The organism is Sagittula marina, from assembly GCF_014196795.1.
GTDB classification, from domain to species: Bacteria; Pseudomonadota; Alphaproteobacteria; order Rhodobacterales; family Rhodobacteraceae; genus Sagittula; species Sagittula marina.
In genome coordinates, this window is record NZ_JACIEJ010000005.1 from 149,334 (window position 1) to 163,668 (window position 14,335).

A 14,335-nucleotide genomic window follows, 5' to 3' on the forward strand; every position below is an offset into this window, starting at 1 on the left:
TCGATCATCTTTTCGCGTCGTTCAGTTGGCGTTGCTCCATGCGGGACGCATATTTTAGTTGCATTCGATAGAAGTCCTAGGGTCCGATTAATTCCTTCACAACGCCCCTTCATTATATCAGCTGATCGCGACATTTTAGCCTCCAACCCTGATCGAAACTTCCGAAGTATCCAGGCCATGCAACTTAGCGAAGTTTTCTTTCGCGTCGCCGATATTGATGTCCAAGATTATCTCTGAGGGATCAAGGTTTGCTTCCTCCGCCAACCGATCGCGTATTTCGGACCATTTCCAAACTGTTTTCCGGAAGTTTTCATCAACACCACGTTGCAGTTGCTCCGCAGCATCGTCATCACCCATTCCAGCTTTCGCAACCATCGTGGACGAATACCACCAATGGAAACGGGTCTTTCCGCCCCTTCGGCCGACGATGAACTGTCCGAAGCCATACTCTTCGAGAGAACGCGCGCACTCAATGGCGTAGCCTCGGTCACAATCCCACATGCCTTGTAGCTCGTTGATAGTGTGCTCAGACGCGTCAGGTTGCGAAGCCAGATGCTTCAGAAGCTCTTGCCACTCCTCGTCCTGCCACTCCTCACGAAACTTTTCGATGTTAAGCTCTGTCATTTGAAATCCCTCTTCTAACTGGCCCCTTACTCTCATAAGGGGCCAGTTAAGGTCAATAGGGATCTCTTATTTTTTTAAAAGATATGTTACAGGTCCATCAGCAGGCGACGCGGATCTTCCAGCGCTTCCTTGACGCGCACGAGGAAGGTCACGGCGCCTTTGCCGTCGACGATGCGGTGATCGTAGGACAGGGCGAGGTACATCATCGGGCGGATCTTGATCTCGCCGTTGACGACCATCGGACGGTCTTGGATCTTGTGCATGCCGAGGATGCCCGACTGCGGAGGGTTCAGGATCGGCGAGGACATCAGCGAGCCGTAGACACCACCGTTGGAGATGGTGAAGGTGCCGCCCTGCATCTCTGCCATGGAGAGCTTGCCGTCGCGGGCGCGCTTGCCCTTTTCACCGATGGCCTTTTCGATCTCGGCGAAAGACATGCTGTCCGCGTCACGGATGACCGGCACGACCAGACCCTGCGGCGTGCCTGCGGCCACGCCCATGTGGACGAAGTTCTTGTAGACGATGTCGGTGCCGTCGATTTCGGCGTTGACCTCGGGGACCTCTTTCAGAGCGTGGCAGCACGCCTTGGTGAAGAAGGACATGAAGCCCAGACGCACGCCGTGCTTCTTCTCGAACTGGTCCTTGTACTGGTTCCGCAGGGCCATGACCTCGGTCATGTCCACCTCGTTGTAGGTGGTCAGGATCGCGGCGGCGTTCTGCGCGTCCTTCAGGCGGCGCGCGATGGTCTGGCGCAGGCGCGTCATCTTTACGCGCTCTTCGCGGTCGGCATCTTCTGCGGGGGACGGGGCGCGCGGGGCGCTCGCCGGGGCGGAGGAGGCTTTCGGCGCGGAGTTCGCAGCCGCAACGGCAGCCGCCACGTCGGACTTGGTCGCGCGACCGTCCTTGCCGGTGCCTTTGACGTCGTCACGCTTCACGCCTGCTTCGGCCATGGCCTTTTCAGCGGCGGGTCCGTCCTTGATGTCTTTGCCGGGGCCTGCGTTGCCAGCGTCCGGGGTGGAATACTGGTTGTCGTCAGGCGCTTTGGACGGGGAGGCCGATGCGCCGCCGGAGCCACCCATCACAGCCAGCTTGCCGCCTGCTTCGACGGTGGAGCCTTCCTCGGCGAGGATCTCTGTCAGCGTGCCGGACGTCGGTGCGGGCACTTCGACGGAGACCTTGTCGGTTTCCAGCTCGCAGAGCATTTCGTCCTGCTCCACACTGTCGCCGACCTTCTTGAACCAGGTGGAGACGGTGGCCTCCGACACGGACTCGCCCAAGGTCGGCACCATCACGTCGACGCTTTCGCTGCCTTTGGAGGGGGACGCAGGGCCGTCTTCGGAGGTGGCTTTCTCCTCGCGGGGCTTGGTTTCCTCGGGGCCTGCGTTGCCTTCCTCGGAGACATTCGCCAGCAGAGCATCGACACCCACGGTGTCGCCTTCGTTCGCGACGATATCGGACAGTGTGCCCGCCACGGGGGAGGGGACTTCGACCGTCACCTTGTCGGTTTCCAGCTCACAGAGCATCTCGTCTACTGCGACGCTGTCACCGGGTTTCTTGAACCAGGTGGCGACGGTCGCCTCGGATACGGATTCGCCCAGGGTGGGGACGCGTACTTCGGTCATCTTCAGTTATCCTTCGATCGTCAGCGCTTCGTCGACGAGCGCCTGTTGTTGTGCCTTGTGTGCGGACGCGAGGCCGGTGGCGGGCGACGCGGATGTGGCGCGGCCCACGTACCGCGGACGAGAATACTCGGCCTTGATGCGGCCCAGAACCCATTCGATGTTCGGCTCGATGAAGTGCCACGCGCCCTGGTTCTTGGGCTCTTCCTGGCACCAGATCATTTCGGCCTGGGAGAAACGCTCCAGCTCCTTGACGAGGCTGATCGCCGGGAAGGGATAGAACTGTTCCACACGAAGCAGGTACACATCATCAAGGCCACGGCTGTCACGCTCTTCGAGCAGATCGTAGTAGACCTTGCCGGAGCACATGACGACGCGCTTGATCTCGTTGTCGGGCTTGAGCGTGATGTCGGAGATCCCCGCCTCGGCATCGTCCCACAGCACACGGTGGAAGGACGACCCGGTGGTGAACATGTCGACATCAGAGACGCAGAGCTTGTGGCGCAGCAGCGACTTCGGCGTCATCAACATCAGCGGCTTGCGGTAGCTGCGGTGCAGCTGGCGGCGCAGGATGTGGAAGTAGTTCGCCGGGGTCGAGCAGTTCGCCACGATCCAGTTGTCCTGACCACACATCTGCAGGAAGCGTTCGAGACGGGCGGAGGAGTGCTCCGGTCCCTGACCCTCGAACCCGTGCGGCATCAGGCAGACGAGGCCCGACATCCGCAGCCATTTGGATTCGCCCGACGAGATGAACTGGTCGAACATGATCTGCGCGCCGTTGGCAAAGTCACCGAACTGGGCTTCCCAAAGGGTCAGCGCGTTGGGTTCGGCCAGCGAGAAGCCATATTCAAAGCCAAGCACCGCGTATTCCGACAGCGCCGAGTCGATGACTTCGTAGCGGGCCTGACCCTCGCGGATGTTGTTGAGCGGGTAATACCGTTCCTCGGTCTCCTGGTTCACGAAGGCCGAATGGCGTTGCGAGAAGGTGCCGCGCGTGCTGTCCTGACCGGACAGGCGCACCGGGTATCCTTCGAGCTGAAGTGAACCAAAGGCCAGGGATTCTGCGGTGGCCCAGTCAAAGCCCTTGCCGGTTTCGAACATCTTGGCGCGCGCATCGATGAGACGGCCCACGGTTTTGTGGATCGGGTAGCCGTCGGGAATGGTGGTGAGCGCCTTGCCCACATCAGCGAGGGTATCCTTGCTGATGGCGGTCTTGCCGCGCTGGTATTTGCCCTCTTTCTGCTTGTCGAGGTGTGACCAGCGCCCGTCCAGCCAGTCGGCCTTGTTGGGCTTGTAGACCTTGCCGGCTTCGAACTCCTCGTTCAGTTTCGCCTGGAACGCGGCCTTCATATCCTCGATTTCGCCTTCGGGGATCAGGCCGTCCTTGACCAGACGCTCCGTGTACAGGGTCAGCGTGGTCTTCTGTTTCTTGATCTTGGTGTACATGACCGGGTTGGTGAACATGGGCTCGTCGCCCTCGTTGTGACCAAAGCGGCGGTAGCAGAAGATGTCGAGCACCACGTCCTTGCCGAACTTCTGGCGGAACTCGGTCGCAACCTTGGCGGCGTGGACCACGGCCTCCGGATCGTCACCGTTGACGTGGAAGATCGGCGCCTCGACCACCAGCGCGTTGTCGGTGGGGTAGGGCGAGGACCGCGAGAAGTGCGGCGCGGTGGTAAAGCCGATCTGGTTGTTGACGATGATGTGCATGGTGCCGCCGGTGCGGTGCCCGCGCAGACCTGACAGGGCAAAGCATTCCGCCACGACACCCTGACCGGCAAAGGCCGCATCGCCATGCAGCAGGACTGGCATGACCTGCGTGCGGTTGGTGTCGTTCAGCTGGTCCTGCTTGGCGCGGACCTTACCCAGAACAACGGGGTTCACCGCCTCCAGGTGGGAGGGGTTGGCGGTCAGAGACAGGTGCACGGGGTGGCCGTCGAACTCACGGTCGGAGGACGCGCCGAGGTGGTATTTCACGTCGCCGGAGCCGTCCACATCCTCGGGCTTGAACGAGCCGCCCTGGAATTCGTTGAAGATCGCCTTGTACGGCTTCTGCATCACGTTGGCGAGGACAGACAGACGGCCACGGTGCGGCATGCCGATGACGATGTCCTTCAGGCCGAGGTTGCCGCCGCGCTTGATGATCTGCTCCATCGCTGGGATCAGGCTTTCGCCACCGTCGAGGCCAAATCGCTTGGTGCCCATGTACTTGACGTGCAGGAATTTTTCGAAGCCCTCGGCCTCGACCATCTTGTTCAGGATGGCCTTGCGGCCCTCGCGGGTGAACTGGATTTCCTTGCCGTAGCCCTCGATGCGTTCCTTCAGCCAGGACGCCTGTTCAGGGTCGGAGATGTGCATGTATTGCAGCGCGAAGGTGCCGCAGTAGGTGCGTTTGACGATGGCGACGATCTCGCGGAGCGACGCGATTTGCAGACCCAGCACGTTGTCGATGAAGATCGGGCGATCCATGTCCGCTTCGGTAAAACCGTAGGACTTGGGGTCGAGCTCCGGATGGTTCGACGTGTCGCGCAGACCCAGCGGGTCGAGGTCGGCGGCGAGGTGGCCCCGGATCCGGTAGGCGCGGATGATCATCAGCGCACGGATCGAATCCAGCACGGCGCGTTGGATCGCCTCGTTGGAGACCTGAACCCCCTTTTCATCCGCCTTGGCGGCGATCTTCTTGGCGGCGCCTTTGGCCTCTGCCGGGACGGCGGGCATGGGCCATTCACCGGTCAGCGCGGCGGTCAGATCGTCCGTGGGCTGCGGCGGCCAGTCCTTGCGCGCCCAGGAGGGGCCTTCGGCCTCCTGCGTGACGGCGCTGTCGTCGTCGCCCATCTGGTCGAAGAACGCCTTCCATGCATCGTCCACCGCATTGGGGTCGTTGGCATAGCGCGCGTACATCTGTTCGAGGTACTCGGCATTGTGCCCCTGCATGAAGGAGGAGGCATGGAATTGATCGTTGGGGCTTTGGTCGGTCATGGGTTGCGCGTCCTTTTGTGTTCGACCAGCGGAGTGGCAAAAGGGAGACCCGCTGTTCCGTTGGCGGGTTTCCGTCGTGACACTCCGGAAACGGTCCGGGGCGGGGTGGATATTGGCCAAAATGCGTGTCTGGCCAATACCTTGAACATTGGGTCGCGGAGCCGTCGGGACAAGCCCGGACGGCCCGCTTTTGCGTCAGCCGATGGCCTTGAGCACGGCTTCGCCGAGGGTCGCGGGGCTGTCTGCCACCACGATGCCTGCGGATTGCATGGCTTCGATCTTGTCCTCGGCGCCACCTTTGCCGCCTGCGACGATCGCACCGGCGTGACCCATGCGGCGTCCCGGAGGCGCTGTGCGGCCCGCGATGAAGCCAGCGGTCGGCTTCCAGCGGCCTTTTTTCCGCTCATCGGCAAGGAACTGCGCCGCTTCTTCCTCGGCGGAGCCACCGATCTCACCGATCATGATGATCGACTGGGTTTCCGGGTCGGCGAGGAACATTTCCAGGACGTCGATATGCTCGGTGCCTTTGATCGGGTCGCCGCCGATGCCGACGGCTGTGGTCTGGCCCAGACCGCTGTCGGAGGTCTGCTTGACCGCCTCGTAGGTCAGGGTGCCGGAGCGGGACACGACACCGACGCTGCCACGTTTGTGGATGTGGCCGGGCATGATGCCGATCTTGCAGGCGCCGGGCGTGATGACACCGGGGCAGTTCGGGCCGATCAGCGTGGATTTGGACGTCTCCAGCGCGCGCTTCACCTTCATCATGTCGAGCACCGGAATGCCCTCGGTGATGCAGACGATCAGCTCCATCTCGGCGTCGATGGCTTCGAGGATCGAATCCGCTGCGAAGGGCGGCGGAACATAGATCACGGAGGCGTTTGCCTCGGTCACGTGTTTGGCTTCGTGCACGGAGTTGAAGACCGGCAGGTTTAGGTGGGTCTGCCCGCCTTTGCCCGGTGTCACGCCGCCGACCATCTTGGTGCCGTAGGCAATCGCCTGCTCGGTGTGGAAGGTGCCCTGCGAGCCGGTGAGACCCTGGCAGATGACCTTGGTGTTTTCGTCGATGAGAACGGCCATGTCTGTCGCTTTCTTCGTAAGATTATTGGGAAAAGGCCGGGGTGTGCCCAGCCAAATGAGGCACATGCGATGGCGCATGCAAAGACGACCCGCGCCACGAAATGGCGGGGTCGTCATGTCTGTTCATGGAAATGGGGGCAGGCGTCAGAGCTTGCGGCCGACGGCCTCGTCCAGAATGCGCGCGGTCAGCATGGCTGCGCCGCCGAGTATCAGCGACTTGCCAAGCTTGGTGGTGACGTTGCCCGGCGCAAAGTTCGCTGCGCGGTCCCGTGCGAAGGTCGCAGCCTTCACCCCCCTGCTTTTCTTGCGCGAAGCGCCGTACTGAAGGGGATTGGGCAGCGTCCCAAAGCGTGGATTGACCTTCTTGAGCAGAAGACCTGCTGCAATCATCCCGGCACCATACACCAGAGGCGACATGCGCGCTCTTTTGCTGGGCACCGGCAAGGCGGCTTCCTTGGCTTCGTCCAGATTGCTTTTGCGCAGTTTCTTCAACATCACGTGTACCTCCGTTGCAGAGGTAACCCGTGAAAGCCGCAACCGGTTCCCGCACAGCCGCGGAAACGGGGCAGAAAGCCTGCCGCGCTTCGTTGGACATATGATGGGAAATCGGTTGCATCTGATGCTCTCTTGTCGCTGCCCCGAGGGACGCTTAGCCCTTGACCGCTTTGACGATCTTTTCAGCACCGTCCTTGAGGTCGTCGGCGGCGATCACGTCCAGACCGGAGTTCTGGATGATCTCCTTGCCCTTTTCGACGTTGGTGCCTTCGAGACGGACAACCAGCGGAACCTGAAGGCCGACGTCCTTGACCGCGGCGATGACACCTTCCGCGATGACGTCGCAGCGCATGATGCCGCCAAAGATGTTGACCAGGATGCCTTTGACGTTCTTGTCAGAGGTGATGATCTTGAAGGCTTCTGTCACCTTCTCCTTGGTCGCGCCGCCGCCCACGTCGAGGAAGTTGGCAGGCTCTGCGCCGTAGAGCTTGATGATGTCCATGGTCGCCATGGCGAGGCCTGCGCCGTTCACCATGCAGCCGATTTCACCGTCGAGCGCGATGTAGTTCAGGTCGTACTTGGAAGCTTCCAGTTCCTTGGAGTCCTCCTCGGTGGTGTCGCGCAGCTCTGCCACGTCCGACTGGCGGTACATGGCGTTGCCGTCGAAGCCGACTTTGGCGTCGAGCACTTTGAGGTCACCGCCGGGCATGACGATCAGCGGGTTGATCTCCAGCATCTCCATGTCCTTCTCGATGAAGGCCTTGTAGAGGATGCCCATCAGCTTGACGCACTGCTTCATTGCGGCGCCTTCGAGGCCGAGCGCAAAGCCGACGCGGCGACCGTGGAACGGCTGGTAGCCGGTGGCCGGGTCGACGGAGAAGGACAGGATCTTTTCCGGGGTCGATGCTGCGACCTCTTCGATGTCCATGCCGCCCTCGGTGGAGCAGACGAAGGACACGCGCGATGTCTGGCGGTCGACAAGCAGCGCGAGGTACAGTTCGCGATCAATGTCGGAGCCGTCTTCGATGTAGATGCGGTTGACCTGCTTGCCCGCAGGGCCGGTCTGGTGCGTGACGAGGGTCTTGCCCAGCATCTTCTTGGCTTCTTCTGCGGCCTCTTCGACCGACTTGGTCAGACGCACGCCGCCTTTTTCACCGGCTTCGGCTTCCTTGAAGGAGCCTTTTCCGCGACCGCCTGCGTGGATCTGAGCCTTGACCACCCAAAGCGGGCCGTCGAGCTCGCCTGCTGCGGTCTTGGCGTCTTCGGCCCTGAGCACGGCGCGGCCGTCAGAAACAGGCGCGCCGTAGCTGCGCAGGAGGGCCTTAGCCTGGTATTCGTGGATATTCATGAGTCCATGATCCCGTGGTTGCTGCGATTTGTCCTCGGTATAGGCAACCAAACCCGTTAGGGCGAAGTGATTATTGCCGCATGTACGTAAAACTCTGTGGTTTTTGCAGTTTGTGATCACGGCCAGAAACGCTGTGATCACAGGCGGCCAGTGCAGCTATGCGTTGCATCAACGAATCACTTTACGTGGATCTTGGGTGGTAAGCCGCAGAAGAAAGAGCCAACTGTCGAACGCTTTAACGTGCCGGCCAAGCTGGGCGTCGTGCGCTCGGAACGGGACGCCGCGGGATCTTGGTGATGTTATCAATTTACAGGGCTCAGCATGTCGCGATGCCCATGAATCCGGACGAGGCCGCGCGGAAACGCCCTGCGTCTGAGAGCACTGCTGACCGTCGTTTTGAGGATGTGGGGGGTGCGTTTTGGCCACTCGCGGACGTGCGGCACAGGCTGGCGCGGATTTGCACCAGATGATTCCGTCTCGACCTGGGGGACGGAAGCAAAGGCTCGAGGTGCTCGATTTGATTCCGCGTCGGCTTGGGAAGGTTTTCACACCTGCACCCTTGTAGATGATGTCGACCTGTTCCTGACCAGTCTGGATGCGCACTGGTCTCAAACCCATCCGTAGTTTCAAAATCTGGCCGCTGACCAATGATCCCATCCGGCTGGTCCTGAACGAAAAAAGCCGCCGGACAGACCGGCGGCTTTCGTATTGGATCGAATGACGGATTTACGCCAGTGAGCTGTCGATAGCTTTGCAGGCTTCGACCAGACCTTTGACCGCTGTCACCGAGGCATCGAACATCTCTTGCTCTTCCTTGGTGAGCTTGATGTTCACCACACGCTCGATACCGCCAGCGCCGATCACGGTCGGCACGCCAACGTACATGTCCTTTACGCCAAGGTCGCCATCACAATGGGCGGCACACGGCAGGACGCGTTTCTGGTCCTTCAGGTAAGCTTCGGCCATCTCGATCGCGGAGGTCGCGGGCGCGTAGAAGGCGGAACCGGTCTTGAGCAGACCAACGATTTCCGCGCCACCGTCACGGGTGCGCTGAACGATCGCGTCCATCTTTTCCTTGGTGGTCCAGCCCATCGAGATCAGGTCGGGCAAGGGGATGCCCGCGACGGTCGAATAGCGCAGGGAAGGCACCATGGTGTCGCCGTGGCCGCCGAGAACGAAGGCTGTGACATCTTTCATGGAAACGTTGAATTCTTCCGCGAGGAAGTGACGGAACCGTGCGGAGTCAAGCACGCCAGCCATGCCACAGACTTTTTCCGTGGGCAGGCCGGAGAACTTTTGCAAAGCCCAGACCATCGCGTCGAGAGGGTTGGTGATGCAGATGACGAATGCGTCCGGCGCGTTGTCGCGGATGCCTTCGCCGACGGATTTCATGACTTTCAGGTTGATGCCCAAAAGGTCGTCGCGGGACATGCCAGGCTTGCGCGCGACACCGGCAGTGACGATGCAAACGTCGGCACCCGCGATGTCGGCGTAGTCCTGAGTGCCCTTCAACTTTGCGTCAAAGCCCTCGGAGGGGCCGGATTCGGCGATGTCGAGCGACTTGCCTTCGGGTACGCCTTCGGCGATGTCGAAGAGGACGACGTCGCCCAGTTCTTTCATTGCAGCGAGGTGGGCAAGTGTGCCACCGATCTGACCTGCGCCGATGAGGGCGATCTTGGGTCTGGCCATGGAATGTATCTCCGGTCCTGCTTGAATTTGGCAATTTGCTACGCCGCTTGGCCGCGCAACGCAAGAGCGCGGCAGTGCAGCATTGTTGGTGTTAGGGCTACCACCAAGAGGTGTACAAAGTTATAGCGCTGAAAATACAGCGCGTTTAGGGGGCGGCATGGAATTGTTAAGCTGGTCGATCATGGCATTTGTCGTGCCTGCGGTTGTGTTCGCGGGCGTGTCAAAGGGGGGCTTCGGTTCTGGCGTGGCCTTCGCATCAAGCTCGATTCTCGCGCTTGTATTGCCGCCGGCGATGGCTGTCGGGTTGATGCTGCCGTTGCTCATGCTGATGGATGTGGCAAGCCTCTGGGCCTACTGGCAGAAGTGGGATTGGGGGGTGGCCAAGGTGCTGATGCTGGGGGCGATACCCGGCACGATCCTGGGCGCCGTGTTCTGGGCCTCGGCCGATCCTGACAGGATCCGCCTGCTCATCGGTGCCGTGGCGTTGCTGTTTGTCGCGTGGCAGGCGGTAAGGGCGCTGGGGCTGGTCCGTCTGGGGGCGCGGCTCGGGTCCGGGGCGGGGGTGACATCCGGTGTCGTGCTGGGGTTTACCAGCTTCATCAGCCATGCGGGCGGACCGGCGGCAGCGGTTTACATGTTGGGGCAGGGGCTGTCGAAAACCAAATTTCAGGCCACCACCGTGCTGGTGTTCTGGGCCGTCAACCTGTTCAAGGCGATTTTCTACGGCTTCATGGGGATCTTCACCGCTCAGACGCTGATGCTGGACCTGATACTGATCCCTTTCGCATTGCTCGGCACGTGGCTGGGCGTAAAGGCCCATCACATGCTGCCGGAGCGCTGGTTCTTTGGCATAACTTACGTGGCGCTGACCCTGACGGGCGCGAAGTTGATCTGGGATGCGTTGACCTGACAGGGCAACAGAACCGGGGCACGGCCTGACGGGACAGGTGCGCCCACGGTGAAATCACGCATCGTCGCCTTTGGGAGGCAGGGCCTCGGCAAGCTCTTCGAACGCTTGACCGGACGCGACGAGACAGGTGATGCCATTGGTCATGGTCACCGTGATCGTCCACGAGCCGCTTTCGGCAGACGCGAAAACCTCCATCACGGCATTGTTGGAGCCGAGCCCCATGCTTTGGCGCGTTTCGCCGTATTTTGCGGCAAGGCGATCCACCACCTTGTCGCGCGGTGCACAGTGTTCCAATTGCTGTGCTTCGACCAGCGAGGCGGCGCCGAGCAGAAATCCGGCGGAGAGCAGGCACATCTTCATCTTTGTCGTCATCATTTTCACCTTTCGGCTGCTGGCGCTCGGATTCATCCGGCTGACGCCTTTTGGGTCCTCTCGGTTCCCGGAATGCCGACCCACGCGAGCCCTGTCGTGGCATCCGTGCCGCTTTCGAACGACATGCGAACATCCTTCGTCCGTTGCAGCTACTATCCGGTTAACGCAGCGTGCGCCCGTTGGTCTGGATGGTTCGAATGCAACCCATATGCCACGGTATACCGTAGAGAACGGCCGATTTTCTGCGTTGCAGCGCATTTCGGCTTGAACGATTTGGAAAAATATGTGCATTCATGCGCAACTTTATTTCACGACGGAGACTCCCATGGACTTGGAAACCCGCCCCTATCGGTCCGTTCTCTACATTCCGGCGTCCAAGGAGCGGGCGCTGGAAAAAGCGCGTGGGTTGACCATTGATGCCATCATCTTTGACCTTGAAGATGCTGTGGCACCTGAAGAAAAGGTCGCCGCCCGGACGACGCTGGCCGAGGCGTTGAAGCGATCCTACGGTCAACGCGCGCGCATCGTTCGGATCAACGCGCTTGAATCCGAATGGGGGGTAGAGGACGCGAAAGCCGTTTCCGAAATGGACTGCGACGCGATTCTTCTGCCGAAGGTTGATTCCCCGGCGCATCTGGATGCGCTCGCTGAGATCACCGACAAGCCGCTTTGGGCGATGATGGAAACCCCGATGGGAATGCTGAACGCCAAGGAGATCGCCGCGCACCCGCGTCTCGAGGGCATGGTCATGGGGACCAACGACCTCGCCAAGGAGCTGAACGCCCGTTTTCGGGCGGATCGTCTGCCCATGATGACAGGTCTGGGTCTGTGCGTTCTCGCGGCGAAGGCCTTTGGCAAGGTCATTGTCGATGGTGTTTATAATGCCTTCAAGGACGACGACGGTCTGCAAACCGAATGCAGTCAGGGGCGTGACATGGGCATGGACGGCAAGACGCTTATCCATCCGGCGCAGGTGGAAATCACCAATGCGGCCTTTGCCCCTGACGAGACAGAGATCAACCTGGCGCGCCGCCAGATAGAAGCCTTCGAAGAGGCGAAAGCCGCAGGGCAGGGCGTTGCAGTGGTTGACGGCAAGATCGTCGAGAACCTGCATGTGGACACCGCACGCAAGACCCTGGCCAGGGCTGAGGCCATCGCGGCGCTGGCTTCCTGAAGCGCTTCAGACCAACGAAAAGCTGATGTTGCGCGCATTGTGCCTGCCCTCGAACCGGGCGACATTGCGCGCCGCATAGCCAAGGGAGAAAGCCATGCTTATCTTGATTCTCGGTGTCGCACTTTGGTGGGCGGCGCATTTGTTCAAACGGGTCGCTCCCGATGCGCGCGCCACGATGGGCAACAAGGGCAAGGGCGCTGTTGCGCTGGCGCTGGTCGTGTCCATCGTATTGATGACACTGGGCTATCGTGCGGCTGAGGGTGCATTCTTCTGGGGGCGTCATCCCGCAACGGTTGGCATCAACAACCTGATGATGATTGCTGCGCTGTACTTCTTCTCTCCCGGACCCAAGAAAGGTGCACTGTTCTACAAGATGCGCCACCCGATGCTGACCGGTTTCCTGATCTGGGCGCTGGCGCACCTGCTGGTGAACGGCGACGTGGAATCGTTCGTCCTGTTCGGTGGTTTGGGGATCTGGGCCGTGGTCGAGATGCTCCTCATCAATCGCGCCGAGCCCGCGTGGACCCCACCTGCCAAGGGCAGCATCAAAAAGGACGTGATTTTCCTGGTTGCGTCGCTGGTCCTGCTGGTTGTCATCGGCTTCATCCACGGCCTCGTCGGCCCTATGCCTTTCGGATAATCCCATGAAACTATACAGATTTCTGTCTTCTGACGACACGTCGGAGTTCTGCCACAAGGTTACAGGCGCCCTGAACAAGGGCTGGGCGCTGCATGGCGATCCCACCTATGCCTTTGACGCGGCCAACGGCGTGATGCGCTGTGGACAGGCCGTGGTGAAGGAGGTTGAGGGCACCTACACACCAGATATCAAATTGGGAGAGCAGTGATGCAAAAGACCAATCCGGGGCGTTTCTTTGAGGACTACGAGCTCGGGATGGTGATCGATCACGCCGTGCCTCGGACGGTTTCGGGCGGGGAACGTGCGCTTTATCACGCGCTTTATCCCATGCGGCACGCACTGTATTCCTCGGATGAGTTCGCGCGTGACTGCGGGCTGCCGGCGGGTCCGCTGGACGATCTCGCGGCTTTCCACATCGTCTTTGGCAAGACTGTGCCGGATGTGTCGCTGAACGCTGTGGCGAACCTTGGCTATGCCGAAGGTCGCTGGCTGAAGCCGGTGTGGCCGGGGGATACGCTGCGGGCGTCGTCTGAGGTGATCGGACTGAAGCAGAACTCGAACGGGCGCACCGGCGTTGTCTACGTGCATTCCAAGGGCTTCAATCAGAACGACGAATGCGTGATGGAATACAAGCGCTGGGTCATGCTGCGCAAACGCGACAACGATGCCCCCGCACCTGAGACGGTGCTGCCGGATCTCAAACCCGTGCTGGCCCCCTCGGATCTGGTGATCCCCGAGGGGTTGGATTTCTCTGGCTACGATTTCACGCTGGCAGGGGAGCCGCATCGCCTGGGCGATTATGAGATCGGTGAAAAGATCGACCATGTGGACGGTGTCACGATCGAGGAAGCCGAGCATATGATGGCGACACGGTTGTGGCAGAACACGTCGAAGGTGCATTTCGATGTCACGGCGCGGCCTGACCAGCGGTTGATTTACGGTGGGCATGTGATCTCCATGGCGCGTGCCTTGTCGTTCAACGGGTTGGCGAATGCGCAGATGATCGTTGGTCTGAATGGGGGCGCGCACGCGAACCCCTGTCTTGCCGGGAGCACGGTAAAGGCGTGGTCGGAAGTTCTGGACAAGGCAGAAACGAATGCCCCCGGTGTCGGCGCGATCCGCTTGCGCCTGGTCGCCACCAAGGGCGGCAGCCCCTTCGAACTGAAAGGCGCGGATGGCAAGTACCTTCCGGACGTTCTTTTGGATCTCGATTACTGGGCGTTGATGCCTGTCTGACCTAAACGGGGCACCGCACTGGAGCACCTGACGAACGCCGGCGTTGGTTGGCAAGTCTGCTTAATCAGCAAAAAGTTGAAGCGCGAGATAGATCGTGGTTGCGCTTCTCTTTTAAGTGCCTCTGCCAACACCGGCGGGATTTCTTTGAGACCTCCCGTCGACCTCCGGGATG

The 14,335-nt window shown here is 60.6% G+C and carries 13 protein-coding genes; 5 read left to right on the plus strand and 8 right to left on the minus strand.

The annotated features are described in order from the left end of the window. Nucleotides 1-135: 135 nt before the first annotated feature. From GGQ68_RS11200 to mdh, 7 genes are all read right to left on the minus strand, one after another. Nucleotides 136-624 carry a hypothetical protein gene (locus tag GGQ68_RS11200; protein ID WP_183966006.1) on the minus strand — a complete coding sequence of 163 codons (489 nt, stop codon included), beginning with the start codon at nt 622-624 and terminating at the stop codon, nt 136-138. Nucleotides 625-710: 86 nt separating this feature from the next. After that, on the minus strand, nt 711-2,246 hold the full coding sequence (gene odhB, locus GGQ68_RS11205; protein WP_183966008.1) for a 2-oxoglutarate dehydrogenase complex dihydrolipoyllysine-residue succinyltransferase: 1,536 nt from the start codon (nt 2,244-2,246) through the stop codon (nt 711-713). 6 nt (nt 2,247-2,252) lie between these two features. After that, nucleotides 2,253-5,222 (minus strand): 2-oxoglutarate dehydrogenase E1 component, encoded by a 2,970-nt coding sequence (locus GGQ68_RS11210; RefSeq protein WP_183966010.1) that lies wholly within the window; start codon nt 5,220-5,222, stop codon nt 2,253-2,255. Nucleotides 5,223-5,417: 195 nt separating this feature from the next. Next, nucleotides 5,418-6,299 (minus strand): succinate--CoA ligase subunit alpha, encoded by an 882-nt coding sequence (sucD, locus tag GGQ68_RS11215; protein WP_183966012.1) that lies wholly within the window; start codon nt 6,297-6,299, stop codon nt 5,418-5,420. A 144-nt stretch (nt 6,300-6,443) separates the two neighbouring features. Next, entirely contained in the window at nt 6,444-6,797 is a 354-nt protein-coding gene (locus tag GGQ68_RS11220) for a hypothetical protein (RefSeq protein ID WP_425502972.1), read from the minus strand. 151 nt (nt 6,798-6,948) lie between these two features. After that, nucleotides 6,949-8,142, minus strand: coding sequence for an ADP-forming succinate--CoA ligase subunit beta (gene sucC, locus GGQ68_RS11225; protein ID WP_183966017.1), 1,194 nt, complete (start codon nt 8,140-8,142; stop codon nt 6,949-6,951). A gap of 726 nt (nt 8,143-8,868) precedes the next feature. Beyond that, the gene (gene mdh, locus GGQ68_RS11230) at nt 8,869-9,831 is read right to left on the minus strand and encodes a malate dehydrogenase (protein ID WP_183966019.1); all 963 of its coding nucleotides are present in this window, start codon (nt 9,829-9,831) and stop codon (nt 8,869-8,871) included. 157 nt (nt 9,832-9,988) lie between these two features. Here mdh and GGQ68_RS11235 point away from each other — a divergent pair, with 157 nt between their 5' ends. Beyond that, nucleotides 9,989-10,741 carry a sulfite exporter TauE/SafE family protein gene (locus tag GGQ68_RS11235; protein ID WP_183966021.1) on the plus strand — a complete coding sequence of 251 codons (753 nt, stop codon included), beginning with the start codon at nt 9,989-9,991 and terminating at the stop codon, nt 10,739-10,741. A gap of 54 nt (nt 10,742-10,795) precedes the next feature. Here the strand turns inward: GGQ68_RS11235 and GGQ68_RS11240 are convergent, their stop codons facing one another. Continuing rightward, nucleotides 10,796-11,113 (minus strand): hypothetical protein, encoded by a 318-nt coding sequence (locus GGQ68_RS11240; RefSeq protein ID WP_344716383.1) that lies wholly within the window; start codon nt 11,111-11,113, stop codon nt 10,796-10,798. Nucleotides 11,114-11,438: 325 nt separating this feature from the next. Between GGQ68_RS11240 and GGQ68_RS11245 the strand changes: the two genes are divergently transcribed. From GGQ68_RS11245 to GGQ68_RS11260, 4 genes are all read left to right on the plus strand, one after another. Further along, nucleotides 11,439-12,287, plus strand: coding sequence for an HpcH/HpaI aldolase/citrate lyase family protein (locus tag GGQ68_RS11245; RefSeq protein ID WP_183966023.1), 849 nt, complete (start codon nt 11,439-11,441; stop codon nt 12,285-12,287). 94 nt (nt 12,288-12,381) lie between these two features. Further along, entirely contained in the window at nt 12,382-12,927 is a 546-nt protein-coding gene (locus GGQ68_RS11250; protein ID WP_183966025.1) for an NnrU family protein, read from the plus strand. A 4-nt stretch (nt 12,928-12,931) separates the two neighbouring features. Then, nucleotides 12,932-13,135 (plus strand): DUF1737 domain-containing protein, encoded by a 204-nt coding sequence (locus GGQ68_RS11255; RefSeq protein WP_183966027.1) that lies wholly within the window; start codon nt 12,932-12,934, stop codon nt 13,133-13,135. Then, the gene (locus GGQ68_RS11260) at nt 13,135-14,163 is read left to right on the plus strand and encodes a MaoC family dehydratase (protein ID WP_183966029.1); all 1,029 of its coding nucleotides are present in this window, start codon (nt 13,135-13,137) and stop codon (nt 14,161-14,163) included. Before GGQ68_RS11255 ends, GGQ68_RS11260 begins: the two co-directional genes overlap by 1 nt. The last annotated feature ends 172 nt before the right edge of the window (nt 14,164-14,335 follow it).

Bases quoted from the DNA above. Each gene is read 5' to 3' on its own strand.
- GGQ68_RS11250 (WP_183966025.1), top strand. From the start codon at position 12,382: ATGCTTATCTTGATTCTCGGTGTCGCACTTTGGTGGGCGGCGCATTTG.
- GGQ68_RS11255 (WP_183966027.1), top strand. From the start codon at position 12,932: ATGAAACTATACAGATTTCTGTCTTCTGACGACACGTCGGAGTTCTGC.
- GGQ68_RS11235 (WP_183966021.1), top strand. From the start codon at position 9,989: ATGGAATTGTTAAGCTGGTCGATCATGGCATTTGTCGTGCCTGCGGTT.
- mdh (WP_183966019.1), bottom strand. From the start codon at position 9,831: ATGGCCAGACCCAAGATCGCCCTCATCGGCGCAGGTCAGATCGGTGGC.
- sucD (WP_183966012.1), bottom strand. From the start codon at position 6,299: ATGGCCGTTCTCATCGACGAAAACACCAAGGTCATCTGCCAGGGTCTC.
- GGQ68_RS11240 (WP_344716383.1), bottom strand. From the start codon at position 11,113: ATGACGACAAAGATGAAGATGTGCCTGCTCTCCGCCGGATTTCTGCTC.
- GGQ68_RS11210 (WP_183966010.1), bottom strand. From the start codon at position 5,222: ATGACCGACCAAAGCCCCAACGATCAATTCCATGCCTCCTCCTTCATG.
- sucC (WP_183966017.1), bottom strand. From the start codon at position 8,142: ATGAATATCCACGAATACCAGGCTAAGGCCCTCCTGCGCAGCTACGGC.
- GGQ68_RS11245 (WP_183966023.1), top strand. From the start codon at position 11,439: ATGGACTTGGAAACCCGCCCCTATCGGTCCGTTCTCTACATTCCGGCG.
- odhB (WP_183966008.1), bottom strand. From the start codon at position 2,246: ATGACCGAAGTACGCGTCCCCACCCTGGGCGAATCCGTATCCGAGGCG.
- GGQ68_RS11200 (WP_183966006.1), bottom strand. From the start codon at position 624: ATGACAGAGCTTAACATCGAAAAGTTTCGTGAGGAGTGGCAGGACGAG.
- GGQ68_RS11260 (WP_183966029.1), top strand. From the start codon at position 13,135: ATGCAAAAGACCAATCCGGGGCGTTTCTTTGAGGACTACGAGCTCGGG.